The organism is Bacillus toyonensis BCT-7112 (assembly GCF_000496285.1).
In the GTDB taxonomy this organism is placed as follows: Bacteria; Bacillota; Bacilli; order Bacillales; family Bacillaceae_G; genus Bacillus_A; species Bacillus_A toyonensis.
On the sequence record NC_022781.1, the window covers coordinates 2,730,067 to 2,751,325 of the forward strand.

Sequence of the window (21,259 nt, forward strand, 5' to 3'; positions counted from 1 at the left end):
TGATGGTTTTCTTAAAGAAGCCATTTTTCTTTTTGAGCAGGTAGAAAGACTCAACGTATCTATCTTTAAGAGAAAAAAACTACGCTAATAGCAGTAGTTGTATTTATTTGTGATTTTGCACAATTTTTTTTGTGCATTTATAATACTCATGATTTGAGGGGTGAAGCAGTTGACAGGTCAACTAGTTCAATACGGACGCCACCGCCAACGAAGAAGTTATGCCCGTATTAGTGAAGTATTAGAGTTACCAAATCTTATCGAAATTCAAACCTCTTCTTATCAGTGGTTTCTTGATGAGGGTTTGCGAGAAATGTTCCAAGACATTTCTCCGATCGAAGACTTTACGGGAAATCTATCGCTTGAATTTATCGACTACAGCTTAGGTGAACCTAAATACTCTGTAGAAGAATGCAAAGAGCGTGATGTGACGTATGCAGCACCACTTCGTGTAAAAGTGCGTCTAATCAACAAGGAAACTGGTGAAGTAAAAGAACAAGATGTGTTCATGGGAGATTTCCCACTCATGACAGAGACTGGAACATTCGTAATTAACGGTGCAGAACGTGTTATCGTTTCCCAGTTAGTTCGCTCTCCAAGCGTATACTATAGTGGCAAAGTGGATAAAAACGGAAAACGTGGTTTTACTGCTACTGTAATTCCAAACCGCGGGGCTTGGTTAGAGTATGAGACAGATGCTAAGGATGTTGTATATGTACGTATTGACCGTACTCGTAAACTTCCTGTAACTGTTTTGTTACGCGCATTAGGGTTTGGCTCTGATCAAGAAATCACCGAGCTTTTAGGTGATAACGAATACTTAAGCAACACATTAGAAAAAGACAACACAGATAGCACAGAAAAAGCATTGCTTGAAATTTATGAGCGTCTACGCCCTGGTGAACCACCAACAGTAGAAAATGCAAAGAGCTTACTTGTGTCTCGTTTCTTTGATCCGAAGCGCTACGACTTAGCAAATGTAGGTCGCTATAAGATCAACAAAAAGCTACACATTAAAAATAGATTGTTTAACCAACGTTTAGCTGAAACACTGGTGGATCCAGAAACTGGTGAAATTTTAGCGGCAGAAGGAACAGTCTTAGATCGTCGTACGCTTGATCGCATTCTACCTTACTTAGAGAAAAACATTGGATTCAAAACAGCGAAACCAATGGGTGGAGTGGTAGCAGGCGATGTTGAGCTGCAATCTATTAAGATTTATGCTCCTGAGTCAGAAGGCGAACGCGTAATTAACGTAATTGGTAATGCAAATATTACTCGTGATATAAAACATATTACACCAGGTGATATCCTTGCTTCTATCAGCTACTTCTTCAACCTACTATACAAAGTAGGGGATACAGACGATATCGACCACTTAGGAAACCGTCGTTTACGTTCAGTAGGAGAGCTTTTACAAAACCAATTCCGTATCGGTCTTTCTCGTATGGAACGTGTTGTTCGTGAGAGAATGTCGATTCAAGATACAAATGCAATTACACCACAGGCGTTAATTAACATCCGTCCTGTTATTGCATCTATTAAAGAGTTCTTCGGAAGTTCTCAGTTATCTCAGTTCATGGACCAAACAAACCCATTAGCAGAGTTAACTCACAAACGAAGACTATCTGCATTAGGACCCGGTGGTTTAACGCGTGAGCGCGCAGGCTTTGAAGTGCGTGACGTTCACTACTCTCACTACGGTCGTATGTGTCCGATTGAAACACCAGAGGGACCAAACATCGGTTTGATTAACTCATTATCTTCGTTCGCGAAAGTAAATGAGTTTGGTTTCATTGAAACACCATACCGTCGTGTTGACCCAGAAACTGGTCTTGTAACAGGGCAGGTTGATTATTTAACAGCAGATGAAGAAGATAATTATGTTGTAGCCCAAGCGAATATGAAATTATCTGAAGAAGGAGAATTCCTTGATGAAGATATCGTAGCTCGTTTCCGTGGTGAAAACATTGTCACAAATAAAGAACGCATCGACTATATGGATGTATCTCCAAAGCAAGTAGTGTCGGCAGCGACAGCTTGTATTCCGTTCTTAGAAAACGATGACTCTAACCGCGCACTTATGGGAGCGAACATGCAACGTCAGGCGGTTCCGTTAATGAATCCGGAATCACCGATTGTAGGTACAGGTATGGAGTACGTATCAGCAAAAGACTCAGGTGCTGCAGTAATCTGTAAACACCCTGGTGTTGTTGAACGCGTAGAAGCACGTGAAGTTTGGGTACGTCGCTATGTAGAAGTTGACGGTCAAACAGTAAAAGGCGACTTAGATCGCTACAAAATGCAAAAATTCATTCGTTCTAACCAAGGAACTTGCTACAACCAACGTCCAATCGTAAGTGTTGGAAATGAAGTTGTAAAAGGTGAAATCCTTGCGGATGGTCCTTCTATGGAATTAGGTGAACTAGCACTTGGACGTAACGTGCTTGTTGGCTTCATGACATGGGACGGTTATAACTATGAGGATGCGATCATTATGAGTGAGCGCCTTGTAAAAGATGATGTGTACACTTCTATTCATATTGAAGAATATGAGTCAGAAGCTCGTGATACGAAGCTTGGACCAGAAGAAATTACACGTGATATTCCAAACGTCGGAGAAGATGCACTTCGTAACCTTGATGAGCGTGGTATTATTCGCGTCGGTGCTGAAGTAAAAGATGGAGATCTACTTGTTGGTAAAGTAACACCTAAAGGTGTAACAGAATTAACAGCAGAAGAACGTCTATTACATGCAATCTTCGGTGAAAAAGCACGTGAAGTACGTGATACATCACTACGTGTACCACATGGTGGTGGCGGTATTATCTTAGACGTAAAAGTATTCAACCGTGAAGATGGCGATGAATTGCCACCGGGCGTGAATCAACTTGTACGTGCGTATATCGTTCAAAAACGTAAAATTTCTGAAGGTGACAAGATGGCAGGACGTCACGGTAACAAAGGTGTTATCTCTCGTATTTTACCAGAAGAAGATATGCCTTACTTACCAGATGGTACGCCAATCGATATCATGTTAAACCCATTAGGGGTACCATCTCGTATGAATATCGGTCAGGTATTAGAGCTTCATCTTGGTATGGCAGCAAGATACCTTGGCATTCACATTGCAACACCAGTATTCGATGGTGCTCGTGAGGAAGATGTATGGGGCACAATTGAAGAAGCTGGTATGGCAAATGACGCGAAAACAATCCTGTATGACGGACGTACTGGTGAACCATTCGATAACCGCGTATCTGTTGGTGTCATGTATATGATCAAACTTGCGCACATGGTTGACGATAAACTTCATGCTCGTTCTACTGGACCATACTCACTTGTAACGCAGCAACCTCTTGGAGGTAAAGCTCAGTTCGGTGGACAGCGTTTCGGTGAGATGGAGGTTTGGGCACTTGAAGCTTATGGTGCTGCTTATACTCTTCAAGAAATCTTAACAGTGAAGTCTGATGATGTTATCGGACGTGTTAAGACGTATGAAGCAATTGTTAAAGGTGAAAATGTTCCAGAACCAGGCGTTCCTGAATCATTCAAAGTATTGATTAAAGAACTGCAAAGTTTAGGTATGGACGTTAAAATGATGTCTAGCGACGATAAAGAAATCGAAATGCGTGATACAGAAGATGACGACGATCATCAATCAGCAGATAAATTGAATGTCGAAGTTGAGACAACTAAGGAATAATTGGGATAACCTGTAGACTAAAAGGGAGGTAGGCCCCTTGATAGATGTAAATAACTTTGAATATATGAAGATTGGACTTGCTTCACCTGACAAGATTCGTTCTTGGTCATACGGTGAAGTTAAGAAACCAGAAACAATTAACTATCGTACGTTAAAGCCTGAAAAAGATGGCTTGTTCTGTGAGCGTATTTTCGGACCACAAAAGGACTGGGAATGTCATTGCGGAAAATACAAACGTGTACGTTATAAAGGTGTAGTTTGTGATCGATGTGGCGTTGAAGTAACGCGTGCAAAAGTTCGTCGTGAACGTATGGGTCATATCGAATTAGCTGCTCCTGTATCTCATATTTGGTATTTCAAAGGTATCCCGAGCCGCATGGGACTTGTCTTAGACATGTCCCCTCGCGCGCTTGAAGAAGTAATTTATTTCGCTTCTTATGTTGTAACAGAAAGTGGAGATACACCACTTGATAAGAAGCAATTACTTTCTGAAAAAGAATACCGTGCATATCGTGATCGATATGGTAGCACATTCCAAGCTGCTATGGGTGCAGAAGCGATTAAAAAGCTACTACAAGATATCGATTTAGATAAAGAAGTAGACTTCTTAAAAGAAGAATTAAAAACAGCACAAGGACAACGCCGTACTCGTGCTATTAAACGTCTAGAAGTATTAGAAGCATTCCGTAACTCTGGAAATCACCCATCTTGGATGATCCTAGATGTTCTTCCAGTTATCCCACCAGAACTACGCCCAATGGTACAGTTGGATGGTGGACGTTTTGCTACTTCTGATTTAAACGACTTATACCGTCGTGTAATTAACCGTAACAACCGTTTAAAACGTCTATTGGACTTAGGTGCACCAAGCATCATCGTTCAAAACGAAAAACGTATGTTACAAGAAGCTGTAGACGCATTAATCGATAATGGTCGCCGTGGCCGTCCAGTTACTGGACCAGGTAACCGTCCATTAAAATCTCTATCTCACATGCTTAAAGGTAAACAAGGACGTTTCCGTCAAAACTTATTAGGTAAACGTGTTGACTACTCTGGTCGTTCAGTAATCGTTGTAGGACCGAACTTAAAGATGTACCAATGTGGATTACCGAAAGAAATGGCGCTTGAACTGTTCAAACCTTTCGTTATGAAAGAGTTAGTTGAAAAAGGTTTAGCACACAACATTAAGAGTGCTAAACGTAAAATCGAGCGTGTACAACCTGAAGTTTGGGACGTTTTAGAATCTGTGATTAAAGAACATCCAGTACTTCTAAACCGCGCACCAACACTTCACCGTCTTGGTATCCAGGCGTTTGAACCTACACTAGTAGAAGGTCGTGCAATCCGTCTTCACCCACTTGTATGTACTGCATACAACGCGGACTTTGACGGTGACCAAATGGCGGTTCACGTTCCGTTATCATCAGAAGCACAAGCAGAAGCTCGTATTCTTATGTTAGCGGCACAAAACATCTTGAATCCAAAAGACGGAAAACCAGTTGTTACTCCATCTCAGGATATGGTATTAGGTAACTACTACTTAACACTTGAGCGTGAAGGTGCAATCGGTGAAGGTATGGTCTTCAAAGATGCCAACGAAGCAATACTTGCATACCAAAATGGATATGTACATCTGCACACGCGTGTTGCAGTTGCTGCAAGTTCAGTAAATAATGTAACGTTTACTGAAGAGCAAAAAGGTAAGCTTCTATTAACAACAGTTGGTAAATTAATATTTAACGAAATCTTACCAGAGTCGTTCCCTTATATTAACGAACCAACAAACTCAAACCTTGAAAAAGAAACACCAGCGGAATATTTCGTTGAAAAAGGTGCGAACATTAAAGAAATTATTGCTAGTCGCGAAGAAGTGGCACCATTTAGCAAGAAGATTCTTGGTAACATCATTGCGGAAGTATTCAAGCGTTTCAAAATTACAGAGACGTCTCGCATGCTTGACCGTATGAAGAACTTAGGATTTAAATACTCTACAAAAGCTGGTATTACAGTTGGGGTATCTGACATTCTTGTATTAGGTGAAAAAGATGAAATTCTCCACGAAGCACAAGCAAAAGTAGATAATGTAATTAAACAATTCCGTCGCGGTTTAATCACGGAAGAAGAACGTTACGATCGTGTTATCTCTATTTGGAGTAATGCAAAAGACGTTATCCAAGGAAAACTGATGAAGTCCTTGAATAAACGCAATCCAATCTTCATGATGAGTGATTCCGGTGCCCGTGGTAACGCATCTAACTTCACTCAGCTTGCTGGTATGCGTGGTCTGATGGCCAATCCATCTGGTCGTATCATTGAACTTCCGATCAAATCAAGTTTCCGTGAAGGTTTAACAGTACTTGAGTACTTCATCTCTACGCATGGTGCTCGTAAAGGTCTTGCCGATACAGCACTTAAGACTGCCGATTCTGGTTACTTAACACGTCGTCTTGTAGACGTTGCACAAGATGTAATTGTTCGTGAAGATGATTGTGGAACAGATCGCGGTTTACTAATTGGTGCGATTAAAGAGGGTAATGAAGTAATTGAGTCATTATATGATCGTCTTGTTGGACGTTTTGCAAGAAAAACTGTAAAACATCCTGAAACAGGTGAAGTATTAGTTGCTGAAAATCAATTAATTACTGAAGATATCGCTCATATCGTTGAAAATTCGGGTGTTGAAACTGTAAACATTCGTTCAGCGTTTACGTGTAACACTCGCCATGGTGTATGTAAGAAGTGTTACGGTCGTAACTTAGCAACTGGTACAGACGTAGAAGTAGGAGAAGCGGTAGGTATTATCGCGGCTCAATCTATCGGTGAGCCAGGTACACAGTTAACGATGCGTACGTTCCATACAGGTGGGGTTGCCGGTGATGATATCACACAAGGTTTACCTCGTATCCAAGAGATCTTTGAAGCTCGTAATCCGAAAGGTCAGGCAGTTATCAGTGAAATCGACGGTGTTATCGCAGCGATCAACGATGTTAAAGATCGCCAAGAAGTAGTTGTACAGGGTGAGGTTGAAGCTCGTACGTATGCTATTCCTTACGGTGCTCGTCTGAAAGTAACGCCAGGACAGCCAATTAGCCACGGTAAAGAGTTAACAGAAGGTTCTATTGATCCGAAAGAATTACTAAAAGTAACGGACATTACGGCAGTTCAAGAATACTTATTACGTGAAGTTCAAAAAGTATACCGTATGCAAGGGGTAGAAATTGGTGACAAACACGTAGAGGTAATGGTACGTCAAATGCTACGTAAAGTTCGTGTAAGTGATGCAGGTGAAACAGATGTATTACCAGGAACATTACTAGATATCCATCAGTTTACTGATGCGAATGCGAAGGTGTTACTGCAAGGTAAACAACCAGCAACGGCTAGACCTGTTCTACTTGGTATTACAAAAGCTTCACTTGAAACTGATTCATTCTTATCTGCAGCATCATTCCAAGAAACAACTCGTGTCTTAACTGATGCAGCAATTAAAGGTAAACGTGATGAGCTTCTAGGACTGAAAGAGAACGTTATTATCGGTAAACTTGTTCCTGCTGGAACAGGTATGAATCGTTATCGCAAAGTTGATCTTGTAAAAACAACACAAGATGACATGAATGTAGAAAACGATGAGATTTATGTGGAACAGTAAAATTTTCCGTCGTAAATTTTGTATAAAAACATCTAATCCTAGTTGACATTGTATGAGTCAAAATGTTACTATAATCAAGGTTGCTCCTGAACGATGCTTTGGAGGATATTTATATGTCTTATCAAAAAGTGTCAAATGCTGAAAATGTAGTCGTTGGTCATAAACGAACATTGGAAGCAATCAAAAATGGTATAGTTAAAGAAGTTGTTATTGCAGAAGATGCTGATGTGCGGTTAACCCATATTATCATTCGCACTGCTTTGCAACATAACATACCCATAACCAAAGTTGAATCAGTTCGTAAGCTTGGAAAAGTTTCGGGGATTCAAGTGGGAGCTTCAGCAATAGGAATAATAAGTTAAAACTGTTTTTGTGAGGAGAGAGCATTTGCTCTTCCTTGCAAAAACTTTGTTTTCAACTAATAATGAACCACCTGGATATGTGGTCATACAAACATGCGAAGGGAGGATAATCAAATGCCTACTATTAACCAATTAGTGAGAAATGGTCGTACTGATAAAGTATGGAAATCTAAATCACCTGCGTTAAACAAAGGTTTTAACTCTTTAAAGAAAAAATCAACTGATATCTCTGCACCTCAAAAACGTGGTGTATGTACTCGTGTTGGTACAATGACTCCAAAGAAACCTAACTCAGCGTTACGTAAATACGCTCGTGTACGTTTAACAAACGGTATTGAAGTTACAGCTTACATCCCAGGTATCGGTCATAACCTACAAGAGCATAGCGTAGTATTAATTCGCGGTGGTCGAGTAAAGGATTTACCAGGGGTACGTTACCACATCGTTCGTGGAGCGCTTGATACAGCTGGTGTTGACAAACGTATGCAAGGACGTTCTAAATATGGTACTAAGCGACCAAAACCTGCTAAAAAATAATAAACTTATAATGAAAGGAGGAACTCAATATGCCTCGTAAAGGACCTGTTGCGAAACGTGACGTGTTACCTGATCCAATGTACAATTCTAAACTTGTAACACGCCTAATCAACAAAATGATGGTTGACGGTAAAAAAGGTAAATCTCAAACAATTCTTTATAACGCTTTCGATATCGTTCGTGAACGTTCAGATAAAGAACCAATGGAAGTATTCGAGCAAGCTCTTAAGAACATCATGCCTGTTCTTGAAGTACGCGCTCGTCGTGTTGGTGGTGCTAACTACCAAGTTCCAGTTGAGGTTCGTCCAGAACGCCGTACAACTTTAGGTCTTCGCTGGTTAGTAAACTATGCTCGTCTTCGTGGTGAAAAAACTATGGAAGAGCGTCTAGCTTACGAAATCTTAGATGCAGCTAACAACGCTGGTGCATCTGTTAAGAAACGTGAAGACACTCATAAAATGGCAGAAGCTAACAAAGCATTTGCTCATTACCGTTGGTAGGATTCAACGTAAAATAAATGTAAGCATAAACCGCTTTATTTGTCGCTTATGGAAGTGTGGAGAGGGAGAATGCCTCTCCCTTTCGTTGGGCGCTCGTTTTACATAATGAGGGTACTGGACACTGGCATATGTAACAATATAAAGTGGCTTTTTTGCTACTTAAAATAAAAAAATCCAATCCATATATGGAAGGAGCAAGACACCAAATGACAAGAGAGTTCTCTTTAGAAAACACTCGTAATATTGGTATCATGGCTCACATCGATGCTGGTAAAACTACAGCAACTGAGCGTATTCTGTATTACACAGGACGTATTCATAAAATCGGTGAAACTCATGAAGGTGCATCTCAGATGGACTGGATGGAGCAAGAGCAAGAGCGTGGTATCACAATTACTTCTGCTGCAACTACAGCTCAATGGAAAGGTCACCGTGTAAACATCATTGACACTCCAGGACACGTAGACTTCACAGTAGAAGTAGAACGTTCTTTACGCGTACTTGATGGTGCGGTAGCAGTACTTGATGCACAATCTGGTGTTGAACCACAAACAGAAACTGTTTGGCGTCAGGCTACTACTTACGGTGTACCTCGTATCGTATTCGTTAACAAAATGGATAAGATCGGTGCAGATTTCTTATACTCTGTAGGAACAATCCACGATCGTTTACAAGCAAACGCACATCCAATTCAGTTACCAATCGGTGCTGAAGATGAGTTCAATGGTATCATTGACCTTGTTGAAGAGTGTGCTTACATGTACGGTAACGATTTAGGAACAGACATCGAGCGTGTCGAAATTCCTGAAGAGCACAAAGAACTAGCTGAAGAATACCGTGGAAAGCTTATTGAAGCGGTAGCTGAGCTTGATGAAGAAATGATGATGAAGTACCTAGAAGGTGAAGAAATCACTGTAGAAGAGCTTAAAGCTGGTATCCGTAAGGCTACAACTTCTGTAGAATTCTTCCCAGTAATCTGTGGTTCTGCATTCAAAAACAAAGGTGTTCAAATTCTATTAGACGCAGTTATCGACTACCTACCATCTCCATTAGATGTACCTGCTATTAAAGGTACTCTTCCGGATACAGAGGAAGAAGTAGAACGTAAGTCTAGCGATGAAGAACCATTTGCAGCTTTAGCATTCAAAATCATGACTGACCCTTATGTTGGTAAGTTAACGTTCTTCCGTGTGTACTCTGGTGTGTTAAACTCTGGATCATACGTGAAAAACTCAACTAAAGGTAAGCGTGAGCGTGTAGGTCGTATCCTACAAATGCACGCTAACAGCCGTGAAGAGATTTCAACAGTTTACGCTGGTGACATCGCTGCTGCTGTAGGTTTAAAAGATACTACTACTGGTGATACTCTTTGTGACGAGAAGAGCCTTGTTATCCTTGAGTCTATGGAATTCCCAGAGCCAGTTATCTCTGTAGCTATCGAACCAAAATCTAAAGCTGACCAAGATAAAATGGGTACAGCATTATCTAAGCTTTCTGAAGAAGATCCAACATTCCGTGCTCACACTGACCAAGAAACTGGCCAAACAATCATCGCTGGTATGGGTGAACTTCACCTTGATATCATCGTTGACCGTATGCGCCGTGAATTCAAAGTTGAAGCAAACGTTGGTGCTCCTCAGGTAGCATACCGTGAAACTTTCCGCGCTGCTGCGAAAGTTGAAGGTAAGTTCGCTCGTCAATCTGGTGGACGTGGACAATTCGGTCACGTTTGGATTGAGTTTGCACCTAACGAAGAAGGTAAAGGATTTGAATTCGAAAACAAAATCGTCGGCGGTGTAGTTCCACGTGAATACATCCCAGCTGTTGGAGCGGGTCTTGAAGACTCACTTAAAAATGGTGTACTAGCTGGTTACCCACTAGTTGACATTAAAGCAGCATTAGTTGACGGTTCTTACCATGATGTCGATTCATCTGAGATGGCGTTCAAAATCGCTGCATCTATGGCACTTAAAGCTGCGGTTTCTAAATGTAACCCAGTAATTCTTGAGCCAATGATGAAAGTTGAAGTTGTAATTCCTGAAGAATACATGGGAGACATCATGGGTGACGTAACATCTCGTCGTGGACGTGTAGAAGGTATGGAAGCTCGCGGTAACGCACAAGTTGTTCGCGCTATGGTTCCACTTTCTGAAATGTTCGGTTATGCGACAGCATTACGTTCAAACACTCAAGGACGCGGAACATTCTCAATGACATTTGATCATTATGAAGAAGTACCGAAGTCTGTTTCAGAAGAAATTATTAAAAAAAATAAAGGTGAATAATTGATTTTTATCGATTGTTCAAGTATAACTACTTATGTAAGCTTAGAAAGTGAGACTTTGGTTTCGCTTTCTAGTCTAAATATAAAATAACCTATATAAACTAAGGAGGAATTTAGAATGGCTAAAGCTAAATTCGAACGTTCTAAACCCCATGTTAACATCGGTACAATCGGCCACGTTGACCATGGTAAAACTACATTAACTGCTGCGATCACTACAGTTCTTGCAAAAGCTGGTGGTGCTGAAGCACGCGGATACGATCAAATCGACGCTGCTCCAGAAGAAAGAGAGCGCGGAATCACAATCTCAACTGCACACGTTGAGTACGAAACTGAAACTCGTCACTATGCACACGTTGACTGCCCAGGTCACGCTGACTATGTTAAAAACATGATCACTGGTGCTGCTCAAATGGACGGCGGTATCTTAGTAGTATCTGCTGCTGATGGCCCAATGCCTCAAACACGTGAGCACATCCTTCTTTCTCGTCAAGTAGGTGTACCTTACATCGTTGTATTCTTAAATAAATGCGACATGGTAGACGACGAAGAATTATTAGAATTAGTAGAAATGGAAGTTCGTGACCTATTATCTGAATACGGATTCCCAGGCGACGACATTCCTGTAATCAAAGGTTCTGCTCTTAAAGCTCTTCAAGGAGAAGCTGATTGGGAAGCAAAAATCATTGAATTAATGACTGAAGTTGATGCTTACATCCCAACTCCAGAACGTGAAACTGACAAACCATTCTTAATGCCTATCGAGGATGTATTCTCTATCACAGGTCGTGGTACAGTTGCAACTGGTCGTGTAGAGCGCGGAATCGTTAAAGTTGGTGACGTAGTAGAAATCATCGGTCTTGCTGAAGAGAATGCTTCTACAACTGTAACTGGTGTAGAAATGTTCCGTAAACTTCTTGACCAAGCTCAAGCTGGAGACAACATCGGTGCTCTTCTTCGTGGGGTTGCTCGTGAAGACATCCAACGTGGACAAGTTCTTGCTAAAACTGGCTCTGTAAAAGCACACGCTAAATTCAAAGCTGAAGTTTTCGTATTATCTAAAGAAGAAGGTGGACGTCACACTCCATTCTTCGCTAACTACCGTCCTCAGTTCTACTTCCGTACAACTGACGTAACTGGTATCATCCAATTACCAGAAGGTACTGAAATGGTAATGCCTGGTGACAACATCGAAATGACTATCGAACTTATCGCTCCAATCGCTATCGAAGAGGGAACTAAATTCTCTATTCGTGAAGGTGGACGTACAGTAGGTTACGGCGTAGTTGCAACTATCGTTGAGTAATCTTAACTGATATAAAAACCCAAGGGATTCTCCCTTGGGTTTTTTGTTTGTGTTTATATAATGAGTAAGATTATATTTTTATGTTTTGACGAGTTTCTTCTATATTAATATAAAACCATCAAAACAAAATCCAGAAACTGTAAAATGAATTCTGTTAGATGAAAACTTGAAATTCTTTAAAGTGCCATGTATAATAGCAAAAGTAGAGAAAAGCAGATGCAAACAAAAAGATGCTTGCATCTAGACGAATAACATTGTATAATAGACAATGTTGGTCTTTGACTGCGATGAAGTGGAAGGTTGCTGACACACCCGGCCGCTTTGCCATGGCATGGTGTGGGGAAATTTCCATGGAGAAGGTCTATTTTAGAAATAGGCGAACGAAGGAGGGAAAATAATGGCAAAAGAAAAAATTCGTATCCGTTTAAAAGCTTATGATCACCGTATTCTTGATCAATCAGCTGAGAAAATTGTAGAAACAGCTAAGCGTTCTGGGGCAACAGTTTCTGGTCCGATCCCATTACCAACTGAGAAGACTATTTACACAATTCTTCGTGCTGTTCATAAGTACAAAGATTCTCGTGAGCAATTCGAAATGCGCACACACAAACGTTTAATCGATATCGTGAGTCCTACTCCACAAACAGTAGATTCATTAATGCGTTTAGACTTACCGTCTGGTGTAGATATCGAAATCAAACTATAAATTATATAACTTAAAAATGTAGGAGGTGTAACTCATGACCAAAGGAATCTTAGGAAGAAAGATCGGTATGACTCAAGTATTTGCTGAGAACGGTGAGTTAATCCCAGTAACAGTTATCGCTGCTAATCCAAACGTTGTTCTTCAAAAGAAAACAACTGAAACTGATGGCTACAATGCAATCCAGTTAGGATTTGAAGATAAACGTGAAAAGTTAACTAACAAACCTGAACAAGGCCACACTGCTAAAGCATCTACAACTCCTAAGCGCTTCATTCGCGAAATCCGCGATGCAGACGTGGACGGATTAGAGGTTGGTCAAGAGGTAAAAGTTGAAGTTTTCGCTGCAGGTGAAATCGTTGACGTAACAGGAATTTCTAAAGGTAAAGGTTTCCAAGGTGTTATCAAACGCCACGGACAATCTCGCGGACCTATGTCTCATGGTTCTCGCTATCACCGTCGTCCAGGTTCAATGGGCCCAGTTGCTCCGAACCGTGTATTCAAAGGCAAAAAACTTGCTGGACGTATGGGTGGAGACCAAGTTACTATCCAAAACTTAGAAATCGTTCAAGTTGACACTGAGCGCAACTTATTACTAGTAAAAGGTAACGTTCCAGGTGCTAAGAAATCTCTTGTAGTTGTTCAAGGCGCTGTGAAGGTTAGCAAATAATTCACAATAGGAAGGAGGAATTCCAATGCCAAAAGTTACTGTATATAACCAAACTGGTTCACAGGTTGGTGAAATCGAATTAGCTGAAGCTATTTTCGGTATCGAACCAAATGAAGCTGTACTTTTCGAAGCTGTAATGATGCAACGTGCATCTTTACGTCAAGGTACACACAAAGTAAAAACTCGTTCTGAAGTTCGCGGTGGTGGTCGTAAACCATGGCGTCAAAAAGGAACTGGACGTGCTCGTCAAGGGTCTATCCGCTCTCCTCAATGGCGTGGTGGTGGTACGGTATTCGGACCTACACCAAGAAGCTATGCGTACAAACTTCCTAAGAAAGTTCGTCGTTTAGCAATCAAATCTGCATTAGCTACTAAAGTAGTTGAGAACAACATTGTAGTTCTTGAAGACCTAGTGTTAAATGCACCAAAAACAAAAGATATGCTAGCAGTACTTAAAGGATTAACTGTTGAGAAGAAAGCTCTTATCGTAACTGCTGATGCAAACGAATCTGTAGAGTTATCTGCTCGCAATATCCCTGGAGTAACAGTAATCACTGCTGATGGCGTAAACGTTTTAGACGTGCTTCATCATGATAAGCTAATCATGACAAAAGCGGCAGTGGAAAAAGTAGAGGAGGTGCTTGCATAATGAGAGATCCTCGTGATATCATTAAGCGCCCAGTTATCACTGAACGTTCTATGGAAATGATGGCTGAAAAAAAATACACGTTCGATGTGGACGTTAAATCTAATAAAACAGAAGTTAAAGATGCTCTTGAAGCGATCTTTGGTGTTAAAGTAGAAAAAGTGAACATCATGAACTACAAGCCGAAAGCAAAACGCGTTGGTCGTCACGCTGGTTTTACTAGCCGTCGTCGTAAAGCAATCGTTAAGCTAACTGCTGACAGCAAAGAAATCGAAATCTTCCAAGGCGTTTAATTCTTACTAAAGAAGGAGGGAAATTGAGATGGGAATTAAAAAGTATAATCCAACTACTAACGGTCGTCGTAATATGACTACGAATGATTTCGCTGAAATCACGACTGACAGACCCGAAAAGTCATTACTTGCTCCTTTAAGCAAGAAGGCGGGTCGTAATAACCAAGGTAAAATTACTGTACGTCATCAAGGTGGCGGACATAAGCGTCAATACCGTATCATCGACTTTAAGCGTAACAAAGATGGAATTCCAGGACGCGTTGCTACGATCGAATACGATCCAAACCGCTCTGCGAATATCGCATTAATTAACTACGTTGACGGTGAAAAACGTTACATTCTTGCTCCTAAATCTTTAGAAGTAGGTATGGAAGTTATGTCTGGCCCAGAAGCTGACATTAAAATCGGTAACGCATTACCATTAATCAACATTCCAGTAGGTACTGTTGTTCATAACATCGAGCTTAAGCCTGGTCGTGGCGGACAATTAGTTCGTTCTGCTGGTACATCTGCTCAAGTACTTGGTAAAGAAGGTAAATACGTACTTGTACGTTTAACTTCTGGTGAAGTACGTCTTGTATTATCTGCTTGTCGCGCTTCAATCGGTCAAGTTGGTAACGAACAACACGAACTTATCAAAATCGGTAAAGCAGGTCGCTCTCGCTGGTTAGGTAAACGCCCAACAGTTCGTGGTTCTGTAATGAACCCGGTTGATCACCCACACGGTGGTGGTGAAGGACGTTCTCCAATCGGACGTAAGTCTCCAATGTCTCCATGGGGTAAACCAACTCTTGGATTCAAGACTCGTAAGAAAAATAAAGCGTCTGATAAATTTATCGTTCGTCGTCGTAAAAAATAATGGGATTGTAGTACGGTTCATTTCTAGAACCGTACGCCAATCACGAAGGGAGGCACCAAAATGGCTCGTAGCTTAAAAAAAGGACCATTTGTCGATGATCACTTAATGAGCAAAATGGAAAAATTAGTTGCATCTGAGCAAAAACAAGTTGTTAAAACTTGGTCTCGCCGTTCAACAATCTTCCCTCAGTTCATCGGACACACAATCGCTGTATATGATGGTCGTAAACACGTACCTGTGTACATCACTGAGGATATGGTTGGCCATAAGTTAGGTGAATTCGCACCAACTCGTACGTATAAAGGTCACCTTGCTGACGATAAGAAAACTAGAAGATAATGAGAGGAGGCACTTCAATGCAAGCTAAAGCAGTAGCGAGAACAGTTCGTATTGCTCCTCGTAAAGTTCGTTTAGTAGTAGACTTAATCCGAGGTAAGCAAGTGGGTGAAGCGATTGCTATCCTTAACCACACACCAAAAACTGCTTCTCCAGTTGTAGAAAAAGTTTTAAAATCTGCAATCGCAAATGCAGAGCACAATTATGAGATGGATATTAACAACCTAGTTGTTGAAAAAGTTTTCGTTGACGAAGGTCCAACGTTGAAACGTTTCCGTCCACGTGCAATGGGTCGTGCAAGCCAAATTAACAAACGCACAAGCCACATCACAGTTGTGGTATCAGAAAAGAAGGAGGGATAATCGATGGGTCAAAAGGTTAATCCAATTGGTCTTCGTGTCGGTGTTATCCGTGACTGGGAATCTCGTTGGTTCGCTGAGAAAGATTACGCTACATTATTACATGAAGACATCAAAATCCGTGAGTACATTACTGTACGCTTAAAAGATTCTGCTGTTGCTAAAGTAGAAATCGAACGTGCAGCAAATCGTGTAAATGTTACAATTCACACTGCAAAACCTGGTATGGTAATTGGTAAAGGTGGTACTGAAGTTGAAGCACTTCGTAAAGCTCTTAACCAATTAACAGGCAAGCGTGTACACATCAACATTTTAGAAGTTAAGAGAGCTGATCTTAACGCTAAATTAGTAGGCGAAAACATCGCTCGTCAATTAGAAAACCGTGTATCATTCCGTCGTGCACAAAAGCAAGTTATTCAACGTGCTATGCGTGCAGGTGCTAAAGGTATTAAAACACAGGTTTCGGGTCGTCTTGGCGGAGCTGATATCGCTCGTGCAGAATCTTACAGTGAAGGAACTGTTCCACTTCATACACTTCGCGCTGATATTGACTATGCAGCAGTTGAAGCTGATACAACATACGGTAAATTAGGCGTAAAAGTATGGATCTACCGTGGAGAAGTCCTTCCTACAAAAAAGAAAGCTTCTGAGGAAGGAGGAAAATAATATGTTAATGCCAAAACGCGTAAAATATCGTAGAGAGCATCGTGGTAAAATGCGTGGTCGTGCAAAAGGTGGAACTGAAATTGCTTTCGGTGAATTCGGTTTACAAGCACAAGCTGCTTCATGGATTACAAACCGTCAAATCGAAGCTGCTCGTCGTGCAATGACTCGTTACATGAAACGTGGCGGTAAAGTATGGATTAAAATTTTCCCTTCTAAGCCTTACACTGCAAAACCTCTAGAAGTACGTATGGGTTCCGGTAAAGGGGCACCAGAAGGCTGGGTAGCAGTAGTAAAACCTGGGAAAATTATGTTCGAAATCGCGGGTGTGTCTGAAGAGGTAGCACGCGAAGCATTACGTCTTGCAGCTCACAAGTTACCTGTGAAATGTAAATTCGTAAAACGTGAAGAAAATGGTGGTGAATCTAATGAAAACTAATGATATTCGTGAATTAACCACTGCCGAAATCGAAACAAAAGTTAAAGCTTTAAAGGAAGAGTTGTTTAATCTTCGCTTCCAACTTGCTACAGGACAATTAGAGAATCCAACTCGCATTCGTGAAGTGCGTAAAGCAATTGCTCGTATGAAAACTGTAGTTCGTGAAAGAGAGATCGGAATTAATCGATAAATTGAGGGGAGGTTTGCATAGTGAGCGAACGTAACCAACGCAAAGTTTATACTGGTCGTGTAGTGTCTGACAAAATGGACAAAACGATTACAGTTTTAGTTGAAACTTACAAAACTCATTCCTTGTACGGAAAACGTGTTAAGTATTCTAAGAAGTACAAAGCCCATGATGAGCAAAACCAAGCGAAACTTGGCGATATCGTTAAAATCATGGAAACTCGCCCGCTTTCTGCTACTAAGCGTTTCCGTTTAGTTGAAATCGTTGAAGAAGCGGTTATTATCTAAATAGACGAATCGGAATTTTTAGTCCGAAGGGAGGTTTCATAACATGATCCAACAAGAATCTCGTTTGAAAGTTGCTGACAACTCTGGTGCACGTGAACTTTTAACAATTAAAGTATTAGGCGGCTCTGGTCGTAAATATGCTAACATTGGTGATATTATCGTTGCTACGGTAAAACAAGCAACACCAGGTGGCGTTGTTAAAAAAGGTGACGTTGTTAAAGCAGTAGTAGTACGTACGAAGAGCGGAGCTCGTCGTCCGGACGGTTCTTACATCAAATTTGATGAAAACGCAGCGGTTATCATTAAAGACGATAAGAGCCCACGTGGTACTCGTATCTTCGGACCAGTAGCTCGTGAATTACGTGATAGCAACTTCATGAAGATCGTTTCTTTAGCTCCAGAAGTTCTATAATTTAAGGTATTGCCTTGCTAAGGAGGTGCAGAATTAAGATGCATGTAAAAAAAGGTGATAAAGTACAGGTAATCACTGGTAAAGACAAAGGAAAACAAGGCGTTATCCTTGTGGCTTTCCCAAAGCAAAACCGTGTTATCGTTGAGGGTGTCAATATCGTTAAGAAGCACTCTAAGCCATCTCAATTAAATCCACAAGGTGGAATTATTACTAAAGAAGCACCTATTCACGTTTCTAACGTTATGATTTTAGATCCGAAAACAGGTGAACCTACTCGTGTAGGCTTCAAAGTAGAAGATGGTAAAAAAGTTCGTATTGCAAAAAAATCTGGTGAATTATTAGATAAATAATTTTCTTAAGAAAGGAGGTCACTTCATTGAATCGCCTTAAAGAGAAGTTCCAAAAGGAAATTACTCCTGCTCTAGTGAGCAAGTTTAACTATAAATCTGTGATGGAAGTACCGAAAATCGAAAAGATCGTAATCAACACTGGTGTTGGTGACGCGGTATCTAACTCAAAAGCTTTAGACAATGCAGTAGAAGAATTAACACAAATCGCAGGTCAAAAACCTGTTGTAACTCGTGCTAAAAAATCAATCGCTGGTTTCCGTCTTCGTGAAGGTATGCCAATCGGTGCGAAAGTAACTTTACGCGGCGAGCAAATGTATGAGTTCTTCGACAAATTAGTGTCAGTTTCTTTACCACGTGTACGTGATTTCCGTGGTGTTTCTAAGAAATCATTCGATGGTCGTGGGAACTACACATTAGGTGTTAAAGAGCAACTTATCTTCCCTGAGATCGATTATGATAAAGTAAGCAAAGTCCGCGGTATGGACATCGTAATCGTTACTACAGCGAAAACTGATGAAGAAGCTCGTGAACTTTTAACACAATTCGGTATGCCATTCCAAAAATAATGGAAGCCAACGCTAAGTAGAGGAGGCGAAAACGTGGCTAAAAAATCTATGATAGCGAAACAAAAGCGTACTCCTAAGTTTAAAGTACAAGAGTATACACGTTGCGAACGCTGCGGTCGTCCGCATTCTGTATACCGCAAATTTAAACTTTGCCGTATTTGTTTCCGTGAACTTGCATATAAAGGTCAAATTCCTGGTGTTAAAAAAGCTAGTTGGTAAAACCCACAAATGGGAAGGAGGTAAAACACATGGTGATGACAGATCCAATTGCAGACATGCTTACTCGCATCCGTAATGCGAACATGGTACGTCATGAGAAATTAGAGGTTCCTGCTTCTAAAATCAAAAAAGAGATCGCTGAACTTTTAAAACGTGAAGGTTTCATTCGTGATGTAGAATACATCGAGGATAACAAACAAGGTATCCTTCGTATTTTCCTGAAATATGGTGCAAACAATGAACGTGTAATCACTGGATTAAAACGTATCAGTAAACCTGGCTTACGCGTTTACGCTAAAGCTGATGAAGTACCACGTGTACTTAACGGATTAGGTATCGCTCTTGTTTCTACATCTAAGGGAGTAATGACAGACAAAGATGCTCGTCAATTACAAACTGGTGGAGAAGTAGTAGCATACGTTTGGTAATATATATTTAAAACGAACGGAGGTGTGACCACATGTCTCGTATTGGTAAAAAGATTCTTGAAATCCCTGCAGGTGTTACTATTACAATTGCAGAAGACAATACTGTAACAGTAAAAGGCCCTAAAGGTGAATTAACTCGTAAATTCAATGCTGATATGTCTATCAAAATTGAAGAAAATACACTAACAGTTGAGCGTCCATCTGAACAGAAGGAACACCGTGCATTACACGGTACAACTCGTGCTTTAATCGGAAACATGGTTGAAGGTGTAACTACAGGTTTCGCACGCGGACTTGAATTAGTCGGTGTTGGTTACCGTGCTCAAAAACAAGGAGATAAACTTGTATTAAGCGTAGGTTATTCTCATCCAGTAGAAATGACTCCGGAAGCAGGTATCGAAGTTGAAGTACCTGCACCAACTAAAATCGTAATTAAAGGTATCGACAAGCAACGTGTTGGCGAATTTGCTGCTAACATCCGTGCTGTACGTGCTCCTGAGCCATATAAAGGTAAAGGTATTCGTTACGAAGGCGAAGTTGTTCGTCGTAAAGAAGGTAAAACTGCTAAGTAAACCCGTTAGGTGAGAGAAAGGAGTGACAAGAATGATCACTAAAGCTGATAAAAATGCGACTCGTAAGAAAAGACATGCACGTGTACGTGCTAAACTTACTGGTACTGCAGAACGTCCACGTTTAAACGTGTTCCGTTCTAACCAACATATTTACGCTCAAGTTATTGATGATGTGAATGGTGTAACGTTAGTAAGTGCATCTACTCTTGATAAAGACCTTGCTCTTAACGGTACTAGCAATACTGAAGCTGCTACGAAAGTTGGAGAATCAGTTGCTAAGCGTGCTGTAGAGAAAGGCGTTAAAGAAGTAGTATTCGATCGCGGTGGTTACTTATACCATGGCCGTGTTAAAGCTCTAGCTGAAGCTGCTCGTGAGGCTGGATTACAATTTTAATGGTCAAAGGAGGGAAAATTGATGCATCGCATTGACCCAAGTAAATTAGAACTTGAAGAACGTGTAGTTACGATAAATCGTGTCGCGAAAGTTGTTAAGGGTGGTCGTCGTTTCCGCTTTGCTGCACTAGTTGTAGTTGGCGATAAAAACGGTCATGTTGGATTCGGTACTGGTAAAGCACAAGAGGTACCAGACGCAATTCGCAAAGCTATCGAAGACGCTAAGAAAAACTTAATCGCTGTACCATTAGTTGGTACAACAATTCCACACACAATCAACGGTCATTTTGGAGCTGGTGAAGTATTCTTAAAACCTGCTGCTGAAGGTACTGGTGTTATTGCTGGTGGACCTGTTCGTGCGGTACTTGAATTAGCTGGTGTACAAGATATTCTTTCGAAATCTCTTGGTTCTAACACACCAATCAACATGATTCGCGCTACTGTGAACGGATTAAGCGAACTTAAGCGCGCTGAAGATGTTGCAAAATTACGCGGTAAATCTGTAGAAGAGCTACTAGGTTAAGGAGGGAAAACAA

At 40.9% G+C, this 21,259-nt stretch carries 26 protein-coding genes; all 26 read left to right on the forward strand.

Annotation, left to right across the window (positions count from 1 at the left end; translation table 11 throughout):
* The first annotated feature begins 169 nt into the window (after window positions 1-169).
* The 26 genes from rpoB to rpsE all read left to right on the forward strand — a co-directional run bounded on the left by rpoB (window position 170) and on the right by rpsE (window position 21,246).
* Entirely contained in the window at window positions 170-3,703 is a 3,534-nt protein-coding gene (gene rpoB / locus BTOYO_RS14080; RefSeq protein ID WP_000147560.1) for a DNA-directed RNA polymerase subunit beta, read from the forward strand.
* Window positions 3,704-3,740: 37 nt separating this feature from the next.
* Complete coding sequence (gene rpoC, locus BTOYO_RS14085; RefSeq protein ID WP_000567945.1) at window positions 3,741-7,352, forward strand: DNA-directed RNA polymerase subunit beta'; 3,612 nt, start codon at window positions 3,741-3,743, stop codon at window positions 7,350-7,352.
* A 113-nt stretch (window positions 7,353-7,465) separates the two neighbouring features.
* Window positions 7,466-7,714: a 50S ribosomal protein L7ae-like protein gene (locus tag BTOYO_RS14090; RefSeq protein ID WP_000121831.1), complete on the forward strand. Its 249-nt coding sequence runs from the start codon at window positions 7,466-7,468 to the stop codon at window positions 7,712-7,714.
* Window positions 7,715-7,828: 114 nt separating this feature from the next.
* Window positions 7,829-8,251 (forward strand): 30S ribosomal protein S12, encoded by a 423-nt coding sequence (rpsL, locus tag BTOYO_RS14095; protein WP_001142341.1) that lies wholly within the window; start codon window positions 7,829-7,831, stop codon window positions 8,249-8,251.
* 29 nt (window positions 8,252-8,280) lie between these two features.
* Window positions 8,281-8,751, forward strand: a complete 471-nt coding sequence (rpsG, locus tag BTOYO_RS14100) for a 30S ribosomal protein S7 (protein WP_001137492.1) — start codon at window positions 8,281-8,283, stop codon at window positions 8,749-8,751.
* Window positions 8,752-8,957: 206 nt separating this feature from the next.
* Window positions 8,958-11,036, forward strand: a complete 2,079-nt coding sequence (fusA, locus tag BTOYO_RS14105) for an elongation factor G (protein WP_000196385.1) — start codon at window positions 8,958-8,960, stop codon at window positions 11,034-11,036.
* Window positions 11,037-11,153: 117 nt separating this feature from the next.
* Window positions 11,154-12,341, forward strand: coding sequence for an elongation factor Tu (tuf, locus tag BTOYO_RS14110; RefSeq protein ID WP_001029617.1), 1,188 nt, complete (start codon window positions 11,154-11,156; stop codon window positions 12,339-12,341).
* 397 nt (window positions 12,342-12,738) lie between these two features.
* The gene (rpsJ, locus tag BTOYO_RS14115) at window positions 12,739-13,047 is read left to right on the forward strand and encodes a 30S ribosomal protein S10 (protein ID WP_001040595.1); all 309 of its coding nucleotides are present in this window, start codon (window positions 12,739-12,741) and stop codon (window positions 13,045-13,047) included.
* A gap of 34 nt (window positions 13,048-13,081) precedes the next feature.
* Entirely contained in the window at window positions 13,082-13,714 is a 633-nt protein-coding gene (gene rplC / locus BTOYO_RS14120) for a 50S ribosomal protein L3 (RefSeq protein ID WP_000160209.1), read from the forward strand.
* A 25-nt stretch (window positions 13,715-13,739) separates the two neighbouring features.
* Window positions 13,740-14,363, forward strand: a complete 624-nt coding sequence (gene rplD / locus BTOYO_RS14125; protein WP_001127258.1) for a 50S ribosomal protein L4 — start codon at window positions 13,740-13,742, stop codon at window positions 14,361-14,363.
* Window positions 14,363-14,653, forward strand: coding sequence for a 50S ribosomal protein L23 (gene rplW / locus BTOYO_RS14130; protein ID WP_001205558.1), 291 nt, complete (start codon window positions 14,363-14,365; stop codon window positions 14,651-14,653). The genes rplD and rplW overlap by 1 nt, the downstream gene beginning before the upstream one ends.
* Before the next feature lie 28 nt (window positions 14,654-14,681).
* Window positions 14,682-15,512, forward strand: a complete 831-nt coding sequence (rplB, locus tag BTOYO_RS14135) for a 50S ribosomal protein L2 (RefSeq protein WP_000511583.1) — start codon at window positions 14,682-14,684, stop codon at window positions 15,510-15,512.
* A gap of 60 nt (window positions 15,513-15,572) precedes the next feature.
* The gene (rpsS, locus tag BTOYO_RS14140) at window positions 15,573-15,851 is read left to right on the forward strand and encodes a 30S ribosomal protein S19 (RefSeq protein ID WP_000124454.1); all 279 of its coding nucleotides are present in this window, start codon (window positions 15,573-15,575) and stop codon (window positions 15,849-15,851) included.
* 17 nt (window positions 15,852-15,868) lie between these two features.
* Window positions 15,869-16,210 (forward strand): 50S ribosomal protein L22, encoded by a 342-nt coding sequence (gene rplV, locus BTOYO_RS14145; RefSeq protein WP_001148024.1) that lies wholly within the window; start codon window positions 15,869-15,871, stop codon window positions 16,208-16,210.
* Between the two features lie 3 nt (window positions 16,211-16,213).
* Window positions 16,214-16,873, forward strand: a complete 660-nt coding sequence (gene rpsC, locus BTOYO_RS14150) for a 30S ribosomal protein S3 (RefSeq protein WP_000529958.1) — start codon at window positions 16,214-16,216, stop codon at window positions 16,871-16,873.
* Window position 16,874: 1 nt separating this feature from the next.
* Complete coding sequence (gene rplP, locus BTOYO_RS14155; protein ID WP_000928969.1) at window positions 16,875-17,309, forward strand: 50S ribosomal protein L16; 435 nt, start codon at window positions 16,875-16,877, stop codon at window positions 17,307-17,309.
* Window positions 17,299-17,499 (forward strand): 50S ribosomal protein L29, encoded by a 201-nt coding sequence (gene rpmC / locus BTOYO_RS14160; protein ID WP_000855718.1) that lies wholly within the window; start codon window positions 17,299-17,301, stop codon window positions 17,497-17,499. The genes rplP and rpmC overlap by 11 nt, the downstream gene beginning before the upstream one ends.
* 20 nt (window positions 17,500-17,519) lie before the next feature.
* Complete coding sequence (rpsQ, locus tag BTOYO_RS14165) at window positions 17,520-17,783, forward strand: 30S ribosomal protein S17 (RefSeq protein ID WP_000004106.1); 264 nt, start codon at window positions 17,520-17,522, stop codon at window positions 17,781-17,783.
* A gap of 43 nt (window positions 17,784-17,826) precedes the next feature.
* Window positions 17,827-18,195 (forward strand): 50S ribosomal protein L14, encoded by a 369-nt coding sequence (rplN, locus tag BTOYO_RS14170; protein ID WP_000615912.1) that lies wholly within the window; start codon window positions 17,827-17,829, stop codon window positions 18,193-18,195.
* Between the two features lie 38 nt (window positions 18,196-18,233).
* Window positions 18,234-18,545, forward strand: coding sequence for a 50S ribosomal protein L24 (gene rplX / locus BTOYO_RS14175; protein WP_000558200.1), 312 nt, complete (start codon window positions 18,234-18,236; stop codon window positions 18,543-18,545).
* A gap of 26 nt (window positions 18,546-18,571) precedes the next feature.
* Window positions 18,572-19,111 (forward strand): 50S ribosomal protein L5, encoded by a 540-nt coding sequence (gene rplE, locus BTOYO_RS14180; RefSeq protein ID WP_001080829.1) that lies wholly within the window; start codon window positions 18,572-18,574, stop codon window positions 19,109-19,111.
* Window positions 19,112-19,144: 33 nt separating this feature from the next.
* Window positions 19,145-19,330 (forward strand): 30S ribosomal protein S14, encoded by a 186-nt coding sequence (rpsN, locus tag BTOYO_RS14185; RefSeq protein WP_001085700.1) that lies wholly within the window; start codon window positions 19,145-19,147, stop codon window positions 19,328-19,330.
* Window positions 19,331-19,359: 29 nt separating this feature from the next.
* Complete coding sequence (gene rpsH / locus BTOYO_RS14190) at window positions 19,360-19,758, forward strand: 30S ribosomal protein S8 (protein ID WP_000245511.1); 399 nt, start codon at window positions 19,360-19,362, stop codon at window positions 19,756-19,758.
* A 32-nt stretch (window positions 19,759-19,790) separates the two neighbouring features.
* Entirely contained in the window at window positions 19,791-20,330 is a 540-nt protein-coding gene (rplF, locus tag BTOYO_RS14195) for a 50S ribosomal protein L6 (protein WP_000086552.1), read from the forward strand.
* 31 nt (window positions 20,331-20,361) lie between these two features.
* A complete protein-coding gene (gene rplR / locus BTOYO_RS14200) occupies window positions 20,362-20,724 on the forward strand; it encodes a 50S ribosomal protein L18 (RefSeq protein WP_000628818.1) in 363 nt (120 codons plus the stop codon).
* 21 nt (window positions 20,725-20,745) lie between these two features.
* Window positions 20,746-21,246: a 30S ribosomal protein S5 gene (rpsE, locus tag BTOYO_RS14205; RefSeq protein WP_000554646.1), complete on the forward strand. Its 501-nt coding sequence runs from the start codon at window positions 20,746-20,748 to the stop codon at window positions 21,244-21,246.
* Window positions 21,247-21,259: the final 13 nt, after the last annotated feature.

Bases quoted from the DNA above. Each gene is read 5' to 3' on its own strand.
- rplN (WP_000615912.1), top strand. From the start codon at position 17,827: ATGATCCAACAAGAATCTCGTTTGAAAGTTGCTGACAACTCTGGTGCA.
- BTOYO_RS14090 (WP_000121831.1), top strand. From the start codon at position 7,466: ATGTCTTATCAAAAAGTGTCAAATGCTGAAAATGTAGTCGTTGGTCAT.
- rplR (WP_000628818.1), top strand. From the start codon at position 20,362: ATGATCACTAAAGCTGATAAAAATGCGACTCGTAAGAAAAGACATGCA.
- rplC (WP_000160209.1), top strand. From the start codon at position 13,082: ATGACCAAAGGAATCTTAGGAAGAAAGATCGGTATGACTCAAGTATTT.
- rpmC (WP_000855718.1), top strand. From the start codon at position 17,299: ATGAAAACTAATGATATTCGTGAATTAACCACTGCCGAAATCGAAACA.
- rpsE (WP_000554646.1), top strand. From the start codon at position 20,746: ATGCATCGCATTGACCCAAGTAAATTAGAACTTGAAGAACGTGTAGTT.
- rpsG (WP_001137492.1), top strand. From the start codon at position 8,281: ATGCCTCGTAAAGGACCTGTTGCGAAACGTGACGTGTTACCTGATCCA.
- rpsH (WP_000245511.1), top strand. From the start codon at position 19,360: ATGGTGATGACAGATCCAATTGCAGACATGCTTACTCGCATCCGTAAT.
- rplW (WP_001205558.1), top strand. From the start codon at position 14,363: ATGAGAGATCCTCGTGATATCATTAAGCGCCCAGTTATCACTGAACGT.
- tuf (WP_001029617.1), top strand. From the start codon at position 11,154: ATGGCTAAAGCTAAATTCGAACGTTCTAAACCCCATGTTAACATCGGT.
- fusA (WP_000196385.1), top strand. From the start codon at position 8,958: ATGACAAGAGAGTTCTCTTTAGAAAACACTCGTAATATTGGTATCATG.
- rplB (WP_000511583.1), top strand. From the start codon at position 14,682: ATGGGAATTAAAAAGTATAATCCAACTACTAACGGTCGTCGTAATATG.
- rplF (WP_000086552.1), top strand. From the start codon at position 19,791: ATGTCTCGTATTGGTAAAAAGATTCTTGAAATCCCTGCAGGTGTTACT.
- rpsL (WP_001142341.1), top strand. From the start codon at position 7,829: ATGCCTACTATTAACCAATTAGTGAGAAATGGTCGTACTGATAAAGTA.
- rpsS (WP_000124454.1), top strand. From the start codon at position 15,573: ATGGCTCGTAGCTTAAAAAAAGGACCATTTGTCGATGATCACTTAATG.
- rplD (WP_001127258.1), top strand. From the start codon at position 13,740: ATGCCAAAAGTTACTGTATATAACCAAACTGGTTCACAGGTTGGTGAA.
- rplP (WP_000928969.1), top strand. From the start codon at position 16,875: ATGTTAATGCCAAAACGCGTAAAATATCGTAGAGAGCATCGTGGTAAA.
- rpsJ (WP_001040595.1), top strand. From the start codon at position 12,739: ATGGCAAAAGAAAAAATTCGTATCCGTTTAAAAGCTTATGATCACCGT.
- rplV (WP_001148024.1), top strand. From the start codon at position 15,869: ATGCAAGCTAAAGCAGTAGCGAGAACAGTTCGTATTGCTCCTCGTAAA.
- rplX (WP_000558200.1), top strand. From the start codon at position 18,234: ATGCATGTAAAAAAAGGTGATAAAGTACAGGTAATCACTGGTAAAGAC.
- rpsC (WP_000529958.1), top strand. From the start codon at position 16,214: ATGGGTCAAAAGGTTAATCCAATTGGTCTTCGTGTCGGTGTTATCCGT.